General features: G+C 55.5%; 17 protein-coding genes and 1 pseudogene. 4 read left to right on the forward strand and 14 right to left on the reverse strand.

Annotated elements, in window-relative coordinates; all coding sequences use genetic code 11:
• The first annotated feature begins 12 nt into the window (after nt 1-12).
• On the forward strand, nt 13-849 hold the full coding sequence (locus CIP100161_RS10460; protein WP_174775782.1) for a hypothetical protein: 837 nt from the start codon (nt 13-15) through the stop codon (nt 847-849).
• Here CIP100161_RS10460 and CIP100161_RS10465 read toward each other — a convergent pair.
• A complete protein-coding gene (locus CIP100161_RS10465; protein WP_155874211.1) occupies nt 846-1,973 on the reverse strand; it encodes an FUSC family protein in 1,128 nt (375 codons plus the stop codon). The two genes, CIP100161_RS10460 and CIP100161_RS10465, sit on opposite strands and share 4 nt — an antisense overlap.
• Nucleotides 1,974-2,086: 113 nt before the next feature.
• Here CIP100161_RS10465 and CIP100161_RS10470 point away from each other — a divergent pair, with 113 nt between their 5' ends.
• Nucleotides 2,087-3,220 (forward strand): chymotrypsin family serine protease, encoded by a 1,134-nt coding sequence (locus CIP100161_RS10470; protein WP_155874213.1) that lies wholly within the window; start codon nt 2,087-2,089, stop codon nt 3,218-3,220.
• Between the two features lie 89 nt (nt 3,221-3,309).
• Here CIP100161_RS10470 and CIP100161_RS10475 read toward each other — a convergent pair whose 3' ends face one another.
• The gene (locus tag CIP100161_RS10475; RefSeq protein WP_155874584.1) at nt 3,310-4,434 is read right to left on the reverse strand and encodes an FUSC family protein; all 1,125 of its coding nucleotides are present in this window, start codon (nt 4,432-4,434) and stop codon (nt 3,310-3,312) included.
• 203 nt (nt 4,435-4,637) lie between these two features.
• On the opposite strand from CIP100161_RS10475, the gene CIP100161_RS10480 reads away from it, so the two are divergent.
• Nucleotides 4,638-5,309, forward strand: a complete 672-nt coding sequence (locus CIP100161_RS10480; protein ID WP_155874215.1) for a YfbU family protein — start codon at nt 4,638-4,640, stop codon at nt 5,307-5,309.
• A 249-nt stretch (nt 5,310-5,558) separates the two neighbouring features.
• Here CIP100161_RS10480 and CIP100161_RS10485 read toward each other — a convergent pair whose 3' ends face one another.
• From CIP100161_RS10485 to CIP100161_RS12225, 3 genes are all read right to left on the reverse strand, one after another.
• A complete protein-coding gene (locus CIP100161_RS10485; protein WP_155874217.1) occupies nt 5,559-5,795 on the reverse strand; it encodes a hypothetical protein in 237 nt (78 codons plus the stop codon).
• A 148-nt stretch (nt 5,796-5,943) separates the two neighbouring features.
• A complete protein-coding gene (locus tag CIP100161_RS12220) occupies nt 5,944-7,200 on the reverse strand; it encodes a type IIL restriction-modification enzyme MmeI (RefSeq protein WP_155874219.1) in 1,257 nt (418 codons plus the stop codon).
• Nucleotides 7,200-8,801: a DNA methyltransferase gene (locus CIP100161_RS12225; RefSeq protein ID WP_155874220.1), complete on the reverse strand. Its 1,602-nt coding sequence runs from the start codon at nt 8,799-8,801 to the stop codon at nt 7,200-7,202. The genes CIP100161_RS12220 and CIP100161_RS12225 overlap by 1 nt, the downstream gene beginning before the upstream one ends.
• A 391-nt stretch (nt 8,802-9,192) precedes the next feature.
• Between CIP100161_RS12225 and CIP100161_RS12650 the strand changes: the two are divergent.
• Nucleotides 9,193-9,665 (forward strand): annotated as a pseudogene (locus CIP100161_RS12650) (transposase); the annotation flags it as partial.
• A gap of 80 nt (nt 9,666-9,745) precedes the next feature.
• Here CIP100161_RS12650 and fbaA read toward each other — a convergent pair.
• From fbaA to CIP100161_RS10545, 9 genes are all read right to left on the reverse strand, one after another.
• On the reverse strand, nt 9,746-10,780 hold the full coding sequence (fbaA, locus tag CIP100161_RS10505; protein WP_082262268.1) for a class II fructose-bisphosphate aldolase: 1,035 nt from the start codon (nt 10,778-10,780) through the stop codon (nt 9,746-9,748).
• Between the two features lie 118 nt (nt 10,781-10,898).
• The gene (locus tag CIP100161_RS10510; protein ID WP_155874585.1) at nt 10,899-12,017 is read right to left on the reverse strand and encodes a glycoside hydrolase family 76 protein; all 1,119 of its coding nucleotides are present in this window, start codon (nt 12,015-12,017) and stop codon (nt 10,899-10,901) included.
• Nucleotides 12,018-12,037: 20 nt separating this feature from the next.
• Nucleotides 12,038-12,706 (reverse strand): TrmH family RNA methyltransferase, encoded by a 669-nt coding sequence (locus CIP100161_RS10515; protein WP_155874222.1) that lies wholly within the window; start codon nt 12,704-12,706, stop codon nt 12,038-12,040.
• A complete protein-coding gene (pyrE, locus tag CIP100161_RS10520) occupies nt 12,699-13,232 on the reverse strand; it encodes an orotate phosphoribosyltransferase (RefSeq protein ID WP_010935568.1) in 534 nt (177 codons plus the stop codon). Before pyrE ends, CIP100161_RS10515 begins: the two co-directional genes overlap by 8 nt.
• Nucleotides 13,233-13,287: 55 nt before the next feature.
• Nucleotides 13,288-14,202, reverse strand: coding sequence for a type III secretion system chaperone family protein (locus CIP100161_RS10525; protein WP_155874224.1), 915 nt, complete (start codon nt 14,200-14,202; stop codon nt 13,288-13,290).
• A complete protein-coding gene (locus CIP100161_RS10530) occupies nt 14,202-15,026 on the reverse strand; it encodes a sulfurtransferase (RefSeq protein ID WP_155874226.1) in 825 nt (274 codons plus the stop codon). The genes CIP100161_RS10525 and CIP100161_RS10530 overlap by 1 nt, the downstream gene beginning before the upstream one ends.
• Before the next feature lie 145 nt (nt 15,027-15,171).
• Complete coding sequence (locus CIP100161_RS10535) at nt 15,172-16,110, reverse strand: amino acid ABC transporter permease (protein WP_155874228.1); 939 nt, start codon at nt 16,108-16,110, stop codon at nt 15,172-15,174.
• Nucleotides 16,107-16,793, reverse strand: a complete 687-nt coding sequence (locus tag CIP100161_RS10540) for an amino acid ABC transporter permease (RefSeq protein ID WP_155874230.1) — start codon at nt 16,791-16,793, stop codon at nt 16,107-16,109. Before CIP100161_RS10540 ends, CIP100161_RS10535 begins: the two co-directional genes overlap by 4 nt.
• A gap of 21 nt (nt 16,794-16,814) precedes the next feature.
• Nucleotides 16,815-17,696 carry a glutamate ABC transporter substrate-binding protein gene (locus tag CIP100161_RS10545; RefSeq protein WP_155874232.1) on the reverse strand — a complete coding sequence of 294 codons (882 nt, stop codon included), beginning with the start codon at nt 17,694-17,696 and terminating at the stop codon, nt 16,815-16,817.
• Between the last annotated feature and the right edge of the window lie 8 nt (nt 17,697-17,704).

Genomic DNA, 17,704 nt, shown 5'->3' on the forward strand with positions numbered 1-17,704 from the left:
AGTTTTATCCTCATGCAGTTGCTTGCCTTACATTGTGGACCCACCGCAGACGTGGTCATTCCTGGTGCTACCCGCCTTGATATGTCTGAGATCCCTACTCGCAAGGAGCTCAAGGCGGTGGATGCTGCCGCTGCTGCTATTTTGCCGGAGGATCCCACGCCGTCGTTGGATGAGATTGCGGCCATGCCGGATGTGCCACATTTGGGCGATCCGCAATTCGCACCGCAGCCCGTGCCGGAGGCGTTACGCGTGGTGGTCGTCGGTAGCGACGCAGCACTATCGGCGGTGGTCACGCGGTTGATGCGGGCAGACACGATGTGGGTGGAGGTTGCCTACGTTCCCACCGGCTACTCCCACGTGGCTCGGTTGTGGGGGTTGCCGGATAACGCTGCGCAGTTTGCGGTTGAGGGGCAGGTGCGACCCAAGCCGCTATTGCGTGACGACGCCGGCGTGGCGATCGCAGGTATTGCCACGGTGACTGCGTGGGACGGCGGGGAGCTTACCGGCGAGGTGATCGTGGACGATACCCGACTCATTTTCCACGAGGGCAAGAAGAAAGCCCCACGTTATGGCGTTTTTGGGGCACGGTTAGAATCTGGTGTGAGCGCACCAGGTGTTAGTGCCCGCGTACTCACCACGGCTATTGATACTCCAGAAAGCCCGAGTTTCTTGCATAAGTTGCGTCCAGTCCCCCGCAGCCAGCTCGGCGATCGTGAGCTCCACGGTCGCGCGCTGCAAGGCGGCGGCATTGATTTCCGTGTAAGCATTGATGGCGTGTCTAGAAAACGTCCCGTGGATCGTGTGACGGTGTACCGCCACCTGCGGGATCTGCAGTGCGTGCGACCTTAGTGGTTGGGATCGTCACGGATTTCGGAAGGATAAGCCGGCGATTCCGACGTCAACGCTAGGCTTGCCACTGCGGAGGCACGCGACATGCCACACACCTGCAACAGATCCACGATGGTCGAGCGGGTTTGTGCCAGCACCACCTGCGCGGAAAGCACTTTACCTTCGGCAACGCTCAGTCCTGCGCGCGCCGCCATGGTTTGGAGGGTGCGCACCAGTTCTGGAATTTCCGCAGCCTCGGAGGCGGCACCGCGGCGATCATAGATGCCGGCGACGGCCGCGGTGACGGAGACGAGGTCGTCGATAAGCTGAACTTGTGCCTCAGATACTTCATCGCCGTCCTCGATAAGGACCTGCGCCCGGCGCGCAAGCACCCTCGTGTTGCGCATTGCATTGTCAACGGGGTGCAAGATCCTCACAAAAGACCTAACTCGAGCTTTGGAACTCCACAGGAACGGCGAGACAGCGACCTCTTCTTGGCCGGATTTTGCTGCGTCGATCATCGCGTTAATCGCTGCTTGGGAGCCTCTTGCTTGGCGTAAAGCCTCACGGATTCCGTCCACGTCGCCGGTGCGCATGGCGGTGCTGACCTGCGTGAGCGCCCCGCTTGCCATGGTTAAGACTTTTGCCACTTCACGGCGGCCTTCTGCCAGTGGGGAGTGTGGCAGCAATGCCATAGTGAGGATGCCAAAACCACATCCGATGAAGGCGTCGATCATGCGGTCAGTGGCCGCCGTAGAGCCTGGCGGCATGATAGTAGAAATGAGTATCGATCCAATTGCGACTTGATTAATAAGAAGCTGACTAGAAGATAGAAAAGTGGCAAGGAACAGTGAAATAAACACCGCCAATGCCAATTGCCAGTAGCCGGAGCCAATGCCGTAAATCAGGAAGTCGCCCAAGCCTACGCCCAGCGAGCACCCGATAGACAGTTCCACGGCCTTTTTGAGCCTATTTCCCGAGTTCAGGCCCAGCATGATGATTGCAGCCATGGGTGCGAAAAATGGTTTTGTATGGTGTAGAAAATCAAGTGCGACGAAGTATGCCAGCCCCGCGGCCACCGACATCTGCACAATGGACAACAAGCCGTGCTGCACCCGTTGATAGCCTTTACGCATCCATAACATCAGCAATTCCTAAAAAAATTCACTAGTGCCCATTGAGGGAAAAAGAACATCTACCCGTGTAAGCCACCTACCTTAGTGCTTGTTGGACCATCAATCGAGGTTAGGAACCTAACATGAGAAGATCCCTCATTGCCATTGTTGCTGCTAGCTCCGTGACATTCGCTCTGCCTGCTCACGCCCAACGCGCACCAGAGCCTACCCACATCCCCGGCGTTGCCGTTGACCAAGGGGACTCCCTGCTTGTGCGTGCCGACGGCAACATGCTCGGCGTGTGCACCGTAGGATTCGTTGACACCGAAAACAACCGCGTATGGACCGACGCTCACTGCGGTGAGAACGGCGCAGCGGTTATGGACAACTTCCAGAACCCCATCGGCACCCTCCACCATGTCTACCCCTCCGAGTGGAAGCAGTTGCAAAACATCCAGGGCACCGAGTGGTCGGTTAACAACCGTGCTTCCGACGTCGCATACGTTGAGATCGACGACCCAGCCGTCTTGGGCCAAAACTACTTCTCACAAAACACCATCGCCCGCACCCCAGCCGTCGGCGATAACCTGTGCAACTACGGTGGCCGCACCGACCGCGTTGCCTGCACCCCTATCACCAATATCAACGGCCCAGTGGTCATCACCGCTGATAATGGCTCCGACCACGGCGATTCCGGCGGACCAGCATGGATCGAGGGCAAGGGCTACGTCGGCCAGCTTCTCGGCTCCGACGTGATCTGGCGTTCCGACGTCGGCGACTTCACCACCACCGTGTTCCGCAAGATCGCCGACCAGGAGATCAACTCCCCCATCGATCTGTCCCGCTCCCTGCCGTTCTACGACTTTGATGTGCAGAAGCTGCGCAACTCGCCAGTGACCACCCCAGCGTCCGCTGCCGACATCATGCGTGCCAAGGCAGTTCGCGACCGCGAAGAGCGCGAAACCATGCAGCGCTACTGGTCCGGCGAAGAGCTCACCCCGAAGCGTGAGCAGGCCCGCGAGGACCGCGCTAACCTCGACGCCCGCGAAGCAGAACTCGAAGGCCAGGTTTCCCGCGAAGCTGATCCAGAAAAGAAGCAAGAGCTGGAGCGCGACCTCGAGAACACCCGCGCAACCAAGGAAGTTGTTGAGGAGTACGAGGTAATCATCGACGGTGCCGAAGGCATGACCGAAGATGAGGAAAATGCTTTCCGCGAGTTCTTCCGCGGCCTGCCATCGAGCTGGCTGCAGGAGTTCCTCGGAGCATTCCGCCGCTAATCTAACGCATTAAAAACGCATCGCGTGGGGGTTTTCTTCTCCCACACGCGATGCGTTTTATTATGTGCACCTATTGTGCACATAAGGCTTTACAAGTCGTCATTCCAAATCTCTTTAACCGAAGCAGGATGCATAGACGTTGGCGACAAGATCTCCACAGCGGAACGACGCGACTGACCACAGATCTGCAACAGGTCCACCACCAGCGAACGCGACTGCGCCAGCACCACCTGCGCGGAGAGCACCTTGCCCTCACTGACCTCAAGGCCGGTGCGGGAACCGATCATCTTCAAGTTGTTGACCAACCGTGGGATCTCAGCGTTTTCCGACAACTCGGAGTTACCAAAGTAAAGGTTGCTTAGGTCCTCAGACACCTCGGCGAGCTGCTCGATGATCTGAATCTGACGGCCCGACACCTCATCGTTATCCTCACACAACACCAACGCGCGACGTGCCAGCACGCGAGTATTACGCATCGCGTTATCCACGGGGTTAAGGATGCGCATCATTGAACGGATCCGCTGACGCTGTGCCCACAACAGTGGCGACGCCTGAATCGTCTCCTTACCCATGTTCGCCGCAGCAATCATCTGATTAATTTGGCCTTGGGTACCGCGAGCACGCACCAGCGCATCCACAATGCCATCGGTGTCATTGTTACGCAGCGCCTCAGCGACCTGACGCTGTACCTGGGCTGCAACACCCAAAATATTGGCGATCTCGCGGCGACCAGAACGCAACGGCGACTCCGGCAGCAACGCAATCACAGCAATACCAACAAGACCACCCACCAAAGCGTCAATCATGCGGTCCGCGCCACCCGAGGTACCAGGCGGCAAAATAGTCGCAATCAGCACCGCCGCAAACGACGCCTGGTTAGCAACCAACACACCCTTATCCGCGATCGTGCCCAACATAATCGACAACGACACCGCCACAGCGATCTGCCAAACACCAGAACCAACGAAGGCGATGAGGACGTCGCCAAGCCCAACGCCGATACTCACGCCCAACACCAGCTCAAACGCACGACGGAAACGCTCGCCACCTGTGGTGCTCAGCACAATCACCGTAGCCATCGGTGCAAAGAACGGCTCCGCGTGATGGAACAGATGCAACGCCACATAATAAGACAGCCCCGCCGCCAAACCTGCCTGAATCACATACACCCAATTAGCACGCAGGCGCACAACACCCTGCTTAAAGCGATTCATCGTCGCTACCTGTTTCCATGTCAAAGCCATGGCAGTGATTTTAGACCCCGCCCCCAATAGCCAAGCCCTTTCCCCACCGCTAACCAGCCCATTACGGCCACACCTCATCCAGGCCGCCATTGTGATTTTGCCCTGTCCCCGATGAACTCCGAGCTCTCATTGCCGAAGGAGCGCAAGCAAATGGGCAATCGCAAAGTGACTACATGCGCCAAGCCATAGAAATATATGTCAAGCGGGTTGATCCCGATCTTGATCGTCAGCCCACTGAAAAGAACATCACCCTCACTTCTTACGAGCGGGCTAGTTTGATCCTCCAGCATCAGACTCTTCTAGCTGCCCAAGGGCATCTTCCTGAACAGTCCTATGACTCGGAGTGGCACGAACGTGCCGTTGAAGTGTTGGCACGTGGCTATGAAGGGGAATATCCCCAACTATTTCCCAGTTGCACTGAAGCACTCAATGCCTATGACTGCGAGCTGGTCTGGGACATTCTCGACATGTTTAGGGTAATCCATTTCAACGTTGAAGCGCTCGGTGAAAACGGGTGGGATGCCATCGGCGTCAAGAACGCCGAACGGTTCGGCAAATTCAAAGGCTTCGATCACCAGCGTGAACGCGAAAGCCAGACGGCCGGCTACACGAAATACCTAGTTAAGAGCGGCCGGTGGACGGAGCAAGAAAAACTCGTAAAAAAAGGAACGAACTCTCACAGACAAATGCTTCCGACCTATCAGTCCATGCTCGGAGCATTCAAGCCGGTACGGCGCGAAACAGTACGCAGAGGTGGACACTCCCACCTCAGTGCTAAAGATCTGCGAAAAATTCTGCTCGCCGCCCCTGGCGCACAGCGTGATGAGGACTGTGACCAAGCCTAAAAACATCAATAACCTCGGCGATCTACTCCCACTTCCGTAGTGCAGGGATCGTTCCGAGGCTTTCAAAACAAAGACTAACATGCCCATAATAAATAATCCAGAACCGACCCCAACACCGCTATCTCAATGGTTTTCATCTGCACGAATGCGCAAGTACGCCAACCACCCAGATCCAGAAGCACTCTACCTCTGGAACACTCACCTTTAGTCGTTGTCTATAAAATGCGAAACAGGTGCTCTCATCACGAATCAATCGTCCAACAACATAATATCCCCCGTGAAGTCGCACATCTCAACGCCGTTGATAATGCCATCCAAATGGTGGCGAACTTCATTGATCCCCATGCCGCGACATGGATCAAGGACAATTCCCGGATCCCCACTGTACGAGCACAACGACCTTAGCCGTCTGCCGCAACACTGAGGTAGGAAATTAGGAACGCCATCGACGTTGGTGTGTACTGCGGCGCGCAGTGCGCCGGCCACCTCATAGCAAACCCCTCTCCAACTTGACCACAAACGTATCGATCACGGACAACTTACAGGGTTCGTTGTATTCGTTGAGGAAAATCATATTCTCAGCCATGGACCGCATCCCAAAACGTGGGCGCGGCATGTTCGAACAAGCGTTGGGTTAATTGTTGGTGAGTTTCGCGTAATTGGCGAACAGTAGCTCCTGGCGCTGCCGTTCGGTGGTCAGCTTGCGCGGAGCACCAAAAGCTTTATCGACTTCCCGGTCGAGCGCGTCGTGCGCCTTCACCAACTCCGGCGCCATGACCAACGGGTTGTAGTGCTCGGCAAGAGATCGCTCCGGGTGCAGGGCGCGAGCGTCGAGAACTTTCTGCCCAGCCTTAATAATCCGCTCGCGCGTCTTCTCATCCAGTTCGGGGACTGGGAAAGTATTCCACGTCAGGGTGCTGGAGAAACGATAATCCGATTTGATTCTTCCGCCTACAGTTCTTTGCCAAATGATGAACATCGATGAAGAAATGAAGCCGAATTGTAGCCCGTCTGGGTCAGATACCAGCATGTTGGCATCTCCGCAGATTACTGAGGGAGGGTTGATTTGAACAGTCCAGTATTTGCGGGTTTCACTAACGTGGCGAGGAATAGCTACATAATCTGTGGCAGGTTGGCGTATCTCGCCGAACAAGTGCGGTGTATCAGCAAGCTTCTTTGTCGCTGCGCGAGTGCTCCTATTTCTATGCTGTTGGACTGCTGTGACAGCTTCCTTGAGGGTCACTGATTTGGATATGTCGGAAGGGGAAAAGTCGTCTCCCGCCATCCAAAAACACCAACGGTCTACTTTCCGGATTAGCTCTTGAGCGCCTATAAAACGACGCACGTATTTCATAGCAATAGGATCATTGTCTGGGTGCGCTGTCCCTGCTTTGGGGACGAGATAACCCCCATCATTCGGCATGCTTCCAAAAACAGCGGACGCGAGACTAGGTGACAATACCGCGTTTCGGGTTTCGACTAGGACATTTGCCCCGTCCGCTAGATAAGCGTTAATCCCATGCTCCACGCTGAGTTCTACAGGTTCGCCCTTCACGTCTGGGTAATCCCACAGTCGTTGTTTTACGCCACAATCACGCGTGAATCCGATAATGACACAGTGAACGGCGGCTTTGCCTGGGGCTTCGGAGTCCCATTTAAATGTGCGGTGGGCGAACTTAATTCGCCAGTTCTCTCGCTGCAGTGGGCCGAACAATGCCGGTACAGGCTGACCTTGGGAAATCGAGTTCGTAGTCACGAACGCGAACTCACCAGAACGGCTCGCTAATAAATCCTTTGCCTTTGCGTGCCAGCCGGTGACGTAATCGAGTTGATTGGCTCCCTTGGAATTGGACCAAGCTCTATTTAGCTCGGCCTTTTGTTGCTTGCTCATCAAGCGCGCACCAATAAACGGCGGGTTGCCGAAGATAAACGTCTCCCCCCCCCCGCCGATTCGGGTAGCACCTCGCCCCAGTCCACGCCTAGGGCGTTGCCGTGGTGAATATGTGCGGTGATGCTAATTGGCAGGCGCTGTGGCGGCCTGCCAACAGCATTCGCCAGCTCCTTGTTGGCTTGATGGTCAACAAGGAACATGGCGGTTTCAGCGATTTTTGCCGGCCACCAGTTCAACTCGAAGCCATAGAACTGCCCAATGGACAGCTTTTGCTCCCACTCAATATTCAGCGACATTCCCATCTCGCCACGGCGCTGGCGTATAGCCACAATAAGGTCCGTTTCAATACGGCGCAGTTCTTTATAGGCGGTGAGCAGGAAGTTTCCCGCCCCACACGCCGGGTCGCAGAAAATATGGGTAGCCAGTGAGTCGCGGAATTCCTCTAACTTGCGCACTGGCGTGGCGGGGCTAGAGACCAGCTTGTCAGTCTGCTCGCGTAGCTCATCTAAGAAGAGCGGGCCGATAGTCTTCATGATGTTGGTCTTCGAAGTGTAGTGCTCACCATCGCCACGACGGGCTTCCTTGGACTTGACCAGCTGGAACAGGGAGCCAAAGACGGACACGTCGATTTTTGACCAGTCGAAGTCGCAGGCGTTGAGCAGGGCTTGGCGCATGGCGTAGTCGAAGTACTCCGGCTCCAACGTGTCGGCGAAGATAGCGCCGTTGACGTAGGGGAATTTCGCCAGGGTTCCAGGCAGTCGCTTAGAGCGCTTATCTTCTGGGGTGTTGAGGATACGGAATAGCTCGTTGAGCTGTGGGCCAAGTGACTCTGGGGTGGTTTCGTTACGCACGAAGTCCGCAAACAGGTGCGGGGTGTCCCAGAGTCCGGCGTCGTCTCCGAATAGGAGGAAAAGAATTCGGGTGAGGTAGACAGATGTGCGCATGACGCGCTCATCTTCTTCCTCCGGGGTAGTTGGGGCTTCATCGCCCACAGCTTCGTCTACATCGTCGCCATTCATCGCGCGAAACAAGTCAACCATCAGCCGTGATGCTTCAAGAGATGCTTGTTCTTCCTCGCGGTACTCGGAGGTCTCGTAATCGGCAAGGAACGCGAGTTGCTCGACGTGATCGTCAATCTCGTCCAAGCTAAAAGTAACGTCCCAGTCTGCGGTATCGCCTACGTAGTCGCGGTTTAGGCGCGTGATGCGCAGGGTCTCAAAGTTAGAGCAGATGACGTAGGGCGGCAGCTGTGAGTTCGGGATAGTACCGCCCAACAAATAGTCCAGCGCCTGGTTGTGTGCATCGTCGAGGTTGACCCCGAGGGATTTTGCTTCGCCGATGACTTTGCCGGGCATGAACAAGTCGATTTTGCCGGTGCGTCCGGTCGATGCTCGTTTAGCACTGCGCTGGTAAAGGTAGATGTCGCGGGCGTTAATACCGAAGCAGTCGAGGAGGTCGCCCCAGAATTGTTGGTCATGGCTGGACTCCGTCGCCGGGCGATTCTCTGCCTTCCATTCCTCAATATGGGCAAGCCAGCGCACCTTGAATTCGGTGAGGTTGTGGCGGAGGGTTGCGCGGTCTAGGAGAGCAGAGGAAGTCATGTTAAAAGCATATAAGCTGCCCTGCTCCTTCAAGGTTTCTTCAAGTGAGGTTTTATATAACTGCCTAGCGGCAGGGGAACCGTATATTGAAGTGCCCCGAGTTTTCTTCCAGGACTCGGGCGGCATGAAGCCGGTTTCTTCCAACCAAAACCGCAGTTCATCGAGCGTGCAGAGCTTATCGGTTACCCAGTGGCTATCCCAGGCGGTGTGCTCGGGGTTTTGGTAATCAGCTCGGAGTATCCGCTGTCGCCGTCGGCTGAGCGGCGTAGGGCAGGGGCTTGCGCCTGGCGTACCCGGTGCGGGTGAATGGCCCCGCGAGCGCCCACACGGCATGTGCATGCCCGTTTAAGGGGTTTTCAACCACCGCGTTAGGTCTCCAGCCGTCCCTGCCCCACAGCTAGCGGCAAACATCAAGGTTATGAAAGCACAGCGAGACATCATCGCAGAGCAAATAGCAAGCATGCTTGATGACTTCCTTCTTTCTGAGGTCTTGATGAGCATGCCTAGGATCTGCATCAAGACCGCAGCGCAGATCCTACTGGAAAATATGGGGATAGCTGAGACTTTATAGTACAGGTCATCTAGCTGCTTACACCGGAATCACGCCGGTTACGCGACGATCCGGGTCCTCGATTCGCGGCGAAATTCCCCGCTAGGTCTGGACGCAATCGCTTGAAAAACGCTTTATTCTGTTCCACTTTCGTTGCGATCCTTAACCATAAGCCGTCCCTGCAGCACTACGAACGTAAACGTCCCGAGGGCAAACGCCACAATGCTGCACTCATTTTTCTAGTCCGCCGTCGGTGCAACATCATCTACACGATGGTGAAAAACAAGGAGCTCTTCCGTGAAATACCTCCATAGGCAATCGGGGGTCAAGCGATTTGAGATAACACATAAAAAAATAAGGGCCCCGCAGGGCCCTTATCCTTTATTAGCTGGAATTACTTGCTCAAAGTAGTTCCAACAGAGTGCAGATCTTGGCAAGCCTCGATGACGCGGTCAGCCATAGCCTGCTCAGCCTTCTTCATGTAGGAGCGTGGGTCGTAGACCTTCTTGTTTCCTACTTCGCCGTCGATCTTGAGCACACCGTCGTAGTTGGTGAACATGTGGGTGACGATTGGGCGGGTGAATGCGTACTGGGTGTCGGTGTCAACGTTCATCTTGATAACGCCGTAGCCGAGTGCCTCTTCGATCTTTTCCTTCTCGGAGCCGGAGCCACCGTGGAAGACGAAGTCGAATGGGAGTGCGGAGTCATCCAGACCCAGCTTCTTGCGAGCAACCTTCTGGCCCTCAAGGAGGACCTCTGGGCGTAGCTTGACGTTACCTGGCTTGTACACACCGTGGACGTTGCCGAAGGTAGCAGCGAGCAGATAGCGGCCCTTTTCACCGGTGCCGAGAGCGTCGATGGTTTTTTCAAAGTCCTCTGGGGAAGTGTAGAGGTTAGCGCCAGCCTTGGCTTCAACACCGTCTTCTTCGCCGCCGACAACACCGATCTCAGCTTCAAGAATGATGTGGGCCTTGCGTGCCTTCTCTAGCAGCTCCTGCGCAATGACGAGGTTCTCGTCGATCGGAATTGCGGAACCATCCCACATGTGGGACTGGAATAGTGGCTGCTCGCCGCGGTCTACGCGCTCCTGAGAGATGGCGATGAGTGGGCGAACGTACTCGTCAAGAACTTCCTTCTGGCAGTGGTCGGTATGCAGTGCAACGTTGATGCCGTAGTGCTTTGCTGCCTCATGTGCGAAGGCTGCCAGCGCGCAAGCGCCTGCAACCTTATTCTTAACGGATAGACCGGAGCCAAATTCTGCGCCACCTGTAGAGAACTGGATGATGCCGTCGGACTCCGCCTCAGCAAATCCACGCAATGCTGCGTTGATGGTTTCAGAGGAGGTGCAGTTGATGGCTGGGTAGGCGAATCCGCCTGCCTTAGCGCGGTCAAGCATCTCGTTATAGACCTCTGGTGTTGCGATAGGCATGAAGTAATCCTCCAGTGGGTTGTATTTATTTGCTCGATACCAAGTATGCCAGCGTTAGCACGAGAATGCTTCCCATATCCCAAATTTTTTCGGAGACAAATCCCACACAATCGGGCATTTAGCCAACTAATGAGACACGAGCTGCTGCTTCCAGCAGCATCCAACCGGAAAGCTGCACCGACAAATCGCGCTCGTCGATACGCACAACCCGCACGATGTCGCTCAACGCGCTTCCACCCACACCGTAGTTGTGTGGCAAGCGTGCATCATCACACCAGTCGGTAGCAAAAACCGGCAGGCCGTCTACCTCAAGGCGGTGCTCCCACAGGCTTTCCGCAGAGGCCATCACCAAGCGTTTAGCGATCTTCTTCGTCGCAATGTTCGCTGGGCTGTCTTCTGGCAACCGCACGGCAGCGTCAGCAAGATAACGCATCAAAATACCCTTGAACAGGCCACCATCGCCGTCGCCGGTAGCTACGTTGATCACTCCCTCAGGGGTCGCCATCTCCTTAGCCACCGCGTGGATCACCGCACGGGCATGCGCCAGGTACTGAACAGACTCCTCAAACGGCAAGGCCTCCGCGATCTCTATGCAGGCACCGATCACCACGCCTTGGCAGTAGGGGTACACGGGATCGACGATCTCTGGGCCGCGCATGCTCATGCGCAAACCATCCATGACCAGGCCTTTGTCGTTGATCAGGTTGTCAAAGATCCAGTCCACAAGTTTGCGAGCCTGCTCTACTTCCCCATTACGAGCCAGCATGATCGCCGCCGGACCGTTGGTGGGCACATTGAAAAAATGCTCGCCGACTCGCCACGGCAACACACCTTGAATGTCGTCCTGGCCTGCAGCAATGTTGCCTTCCAACACACGCAAGTACTCACGCTTGGCACGCTTATTCAAACGACGCTCACGGTCAAGAGCCAACGCCAGCCACGACTTATCGTCGTAGTAGTTGTTCTTAGTCAACCGGCCCAGATTACGCAGGCGAATGCCCACAATGGTGTCGCGAATGCGCTGCTTACGGGCCTTGGTGGCGCGTCGCGAGGCGGCGTCGATAAGGCAATCCAAGTAGTGCGCCTGCCACCAGTAATGCCAGCGGTAGAACAGGCGCTCCTTCGCCGTGGGCGGCCACGCCACTACCGCAAGATTAGTCCGCGGTAGCATCCACAGTCGCGACGCATGGCGCTCATTGATTGCAGATTCTGCAAGGTCAGCACGGTGTAGCCACATCTCGTTCACGAGTGTGAAATCTACCATGCATTGTCAAGATCGGCGTGCTGTCTGATCCACGCATGCATCGCAATACCCGCGGCTACACCCGCATTGATCGACCGCGTCGAACCAAACTGGGCAATCGAGCAGGTCATCCGCGCATTATCCTGCGCCTCCTGCGTCACCCCAGGGCCTTCTTGACCAAACAGCAACAAGCAACGCTCAGGCAACTCGGCAGTCTCCAAGGGTACACACCCTGGGGTGTTATCGATCGCCACGATGGTAAGGCCTTGCTGCTTAGCCCACGCCACGACGTCGGCAGTCGTGGGATGGTGCATAAGGTGCTGATAGCGGTCGGTCACCATCGCTCCACGGCGATTCCAGCGCTTGCGCCCCACAATGTGCACGGTATCAACCGCGAACGCATTAGCGGTACGCACCACGGTGCCAATGTTGGCATCGTTTTCGAAGTTCTCGATCGCAATATGCAAGCAGTGACGACGCATATCAATATCCGCGCGGATCGCCTCACGCGACCAATAACGGTAAGCATCCACAACGTTGCGACGATCACCGTTTTCCAGCAGCTCCGGATCAAACCGAGGATCAGTTGCCTCCTCATGGGGGTGCTCCTCAGCCCACGGCCCTACCCCGTGGCGACCTTCGCCCCACTCCGTAGGCCCAGCAACCTGCTCAGGGTTAAGCAAGACCCAAGTCCTCCAAGCCCAAAATGTAGCGGTACTCCAAGCCCTCCGCAGCGATCACATCGGCAGCGCCAGTAGCACGATCCACAACGGTTGCTACGCCCACAACCTCAGCGCCCGCCTCACGCAGCGCCTTGACAGCGGTCAGTGGAGAGTTACCAGTCGTGGTGGTGTCTTCCACCACCAGCACCTTCTTGCCCACTACATCGGGGCCCTCAATGCGACGCTGCATGCCGTGCTTCTTAGCCTCTTTACGCACCACAAACGCATGGATTTCGCGGCCATCAGCATGCATAACGGAGGTAGCCACTGGGTCGGCACCCAAGGTCAAACCACCCACGGCCACATAGTCCCAGTCGGCAGTCAGCTCACGCAGCAGCTCACCAATCAGGCGAGAAGCGCGGGCGTGCAAGGTAGCACGACGCAGATCAACGTAGTAATCCGCTTCCTTTCCAGACGACAACGTAACCTTGCCGTGAACAACGGCGAGTTCCTTGACCAGCTCTGCAAGTTCGGCCTTTTTGGACATGCGCGGAGGCTCCTTAAGATTCCAATGAAATATCCCAGCACTTATGTGCAGTCTCTCATTCTAAAGGGTTGCGCCCCAGCTCCGCTGAAAGGTCGTCAAATATGCTCGACCCCTTACTCAAATCACGGATCACCCGTGTGCCCTGAAAATCGCTCGCCTTGGGCATAGCGCCATCAGCAATAGCGTCCACATCGTCATCACCGATCTCACGATCAGCAACCACCCCCAAGCTCTTCGCCGCCGCACGGGTAGGTAACTCCACCGGTTTTTCCTTACGCTCCACCACCGGCAACGTAGGCACCGGATCGTCCAGATCCTCTTCCTCTTTCTCCGGAGCTGTAGGCAACGAACGCGAGGGATCACAGTCACTTAGATCGATCGGTTGCACAGCACCAGCGCGCGGGGGGAGCACGCGGGCGGCGTCGGAAAGCGTGGCCAACACGGGGATGGTTGCGTCCCAATCATCGCCGGTGGCAGTGGCAGCAAACTGCACCAACGCCCAATCCGACTCGATCCACAACGCCCCCACGGTAGCGGGCAATGCTGAAAACGCGCTGGTCACACGCTCTTCGATCAAGCGTTCCGCCGCGGGCGCGTCCGTGCTGAACACCCGAAACTCCCCCACTGTGGTCACCGGCACCAAGTCCTCAGCATCCGACTCCGTCGCGTTACGACGCGCATCTACAACCACATCGGAGGCAACCGGGCGGCGCATGGCCATCACAGTGACCCCCGCCAGCTCCAGCAGATGCACCTCATAGCCAGAAGCAATACCACTGACCACATTCTTTGCTGCCACCCCGCCAGCGGCGGCACCACGAGTCCACTCATCCGTCAAAAATGCATCGGACTTGGTGTATTCAAAGCTCTTCTGGGCAGCCCACTGTTGCTTTGCAGATTGCTTCGGTGGCAGTACAAGCAGCACAACACCAATAACAAGAAGTACGGCAGCAGCAAAGATAAAAATCATTAACGTTCCACAGGGTTCTTCGGGTTAGCAGACCACTGCGACCAGCCACCAATGTAGTGACGAGGCGTGCCCAAACCAGCAATATTCATCGCAATGATGGCCTGAGCAGAGTGGTTACCCGAACCAGAGTAGATGATAACGTCGTCAGCCGAATGAACACCTACCCCTGCGAAGATCTCACGGATCTCCTCCGGCGACTTAAACAAGCCCTCCTCAGTGAGCAAATCACGCGAAGGAACATTCACCGCACCAGGAATATGGCCAGCCTTAAGATCCAAGCGCTCCTTGCACCCGCCAAAACGGTTCGACTCACGAGCATCAATCAAAATGCCCTTGTGAGCGCGCACATCTTCAATCGTAGCAACAGGCATATGGCCCAAATCTGGCTTAATCGTGGAGTAACCATGTGGGTTACCAGGGCCACCAAGCGTCTCATGGCCGGCAGCCTCCCACGCCTGCTGGCCACCATCCAAAATCACAACATCCTGCACACCGGCCCACTTAAGAACCCACCACGCACGAGCAGCATACAACCCACGCTGATTGTCATAGACCACCACCTGGCGGTCCTTAGTCAACCCCCACTGCACAAACCAACGAGCAAGCACATCCTGCGTAGGCAGCGGATTACGCCCCTCCGCAGAACTAGGTGCCGACGCCAACGCCGCCGCAGTATCACAAAAACGCGCCGTACTGATGTGCTCCGAGTTAAACTGCGCATAGCCGCCGCCCTCCTGAGCAGACCACAGGCTTGCAAGGATGATATTGTTGCTGCCCTTATTAATACGCTGGGCCAGCTCGTCAATGCTGATAGTGATACTCATATCCCCGAAGTCTATCCACTTTCGCCCGCTTATGTCCGAATCAGTCTGTTCCATACATCGTGATCGCATGTTTTTCCGCACAGTGCGCTACAAACCACCAGCACACACCCTTTTATTCAAACCTGCTACCAAAGTGTGTTTTTTATCATTGCGCCGGATTTTTAATTTCCACGTGTGCCGGATCATGCCAATCCACCACCACATTATCTTTCGTGTCCAAACCTTGATGGGGCTGCTCCGGAACCTTAGCCACAATATTCTTGCGAGCACGCCCGGCGCGCAGTTGACGCTCGATACGTTCAGCTATCAACGTCAGCGAGTAGTTGATCGCCACCATGATGATCGCTACCACGATCAAAGAGGCGAGATAGTTGCGGTTCGTAGAGGAGGATTGAATTCCTTGACGCACCACTTCGATATAGCCGATCTGGTAACCCAGTGCCGAGTCTTTCAGCGCGATCACCATCTGCGCAATCAGCGCTGGAAGCATCGCCGCTACGGCCTGTGGCAGCAAAATGGTTCGCATGGTTTGTCCGTGGGAAAGCCCCAGCGCCTGCGCCGCTTCTGTTTGCCCCTTGGGCAGGGAAAGAATTCCTGCCCGTAAGATCTCCGCGATCACGGAACCGTTGTACAAAGTAAGCGCACAGACTACGGCGGCAAAGGCCAAGTACTTGGGTTTAAATACTCCGTAAACCGCAAACACTTGGTAGGAAAAAATAATCAACAGCAACACAGGAATGGCACGGAAGAATTCCACGATCACGGCGCTGATCCATCGCACCACTACCAGCCTAGATAACCTGCCCAAACCAAGGATCACACCAATAAGAAGCGCCAAGACTATCGACGCCGCCGCGGATTTCAACGTTCCCGCGAGGCCAGGCAGCAAGAAGGTTGTCCACGTTTCGGAGTTGGCAAACGGTGTCCACTTTTCGGCAGCGAGCTGCCCTTTGGAATTAAGTGTTGTAACTACCCAACCAACAAGCGCAATTCCAACGCCGATGGTGATGGCCGAGTACACACGGTTGCGTCGCAACGCTGCTGGACCAGGGGCGTCATAAAGCACTGTCGCACGAGGTGTCATTTCTTCACCGCTACTTTCTTCGCTACCGTTCCCAGCACTAATCCCGTAGGCAGGGTGAGAATCATAAATCCGAGGGCAAACATCCCGAAGATAAGCCACAGTTGGTCGGCATGGTTCTCAATTGTCTCTTTCATCAATAACGACGCCTCAGCTACACCAATAACTGATGCAATGGTGGTGTTTTTGATCAACGCGATCAAGGTATTTCCCAACGGCACAATAGCTGCACGTAGTGCCTGCGGAAAGACAATAAAGCGAAATGTCTGTGTAAACGACAACCCCAGCGATCGCGCTGCTTCTGCTTGCCCAAAGTTGACGGTATTAATACCTGAACGCAAACTCTCAGCAACAAAAGCCGAGGTGTAGAGGGTAAACCCCACCACCGCCAACCGGAAGTTATTGGTGGCAAGGAAGGTTTCTGACTCCCTACTTACCAACTGAAGCCCCAACGTCTGGTACAAACCGAACGAGCAAAACAGCACCACCAGAGTCAGAGGAGTATTGCGCACAATATTGATGTATCCAGTTGAAATCGAACGCAGCACTCCTACGGGCGATACTCGCATCGCGGTCAAGATGGTGCCCAATACAAGAGAGAGCGCCCCCGAGATCACGGTTAATTTAATGGTCATCCAGAACGCAGGAACGATACCTGTGCCCAGTTGACCCCAGAGAGCATTCATAACGACGCCTACATTCTCTTGCTATTTAATAAAGGTCAGGTCGCCTGGGTGCCCATGCTCAATTCCATCCTTGGAGCCCAGATTCTTCTCCACGGCTTTGTCGAACTCACCGGAGTCCTGCATCTTTTTTAATGCTTTATTAATAGCCTCGGTAGCCTCAGTATCACCTTTTGCTACGCCGATTCCGTAATACTCATCTGTAAACGGCTTGCCATCCTTGGACATCTCCACCAGTTTGAACGAGCCCTTGTATTGCGCCGCGTAACCATTCAAAATGGTGGCGTCGGTTGTCATAGCGTCGATAGTCCCCTGATCAAGTGCTTCTACACAGGAGGAATAGGTATCAAACTCTTGCAATTGCACACCAGGAAGTGCTTCCTTAACTTTCTGGGCTGGAGTTGATCCGGATACTGAGCACAAAATCTTGCCGTCAAGATCCTCCAGCTTATTGATCGCATGCTGATCCTTCTTGACCAGCAACGCCTGATGTGTGACCAAGTACGGACCACCAAAGTTCACTTTTTCCGAGCGAGCCTTGTTAATGGAATAAGTAGCGGCAATCATGCCAACCTCCCCATTGCCGATCAATGTTTCACGCTGCGCAGAGGGAGTCTCACGCCACTGAATCGAAGGCTCTTTCCACTGCTTTTCCTTAGCAATTTCCTTGACCACATAGGTAGCCACATCGACATCCAAACCAGACATCGCACCGTCGCCACCCCGCAAACCAAGACCTGGCTGATCAAACTTGGTGCCAACAGTCACCGAGCCGGACTCGATAGCCGATAACAGACCATCGCCAGAAGCATTCGTAGAGGTTCCGTCGCCACATGCGACGAGGGACGCAGCCGAAGCAGCAACCAGAGTGACAACGGATGCACAACGAAGAAAAGTGGTGTTCATGATGGTGT

The sequence above is a fragment of the Corynebacterium rouxii genome (assembly GCF_902702935.1).
GTDB lineage: Bacteria > Actinomycetota > Actinomycetes > Mycobacteriales > Mycobacteriaceae > Corynebacterium > Corynebacterium rouxii.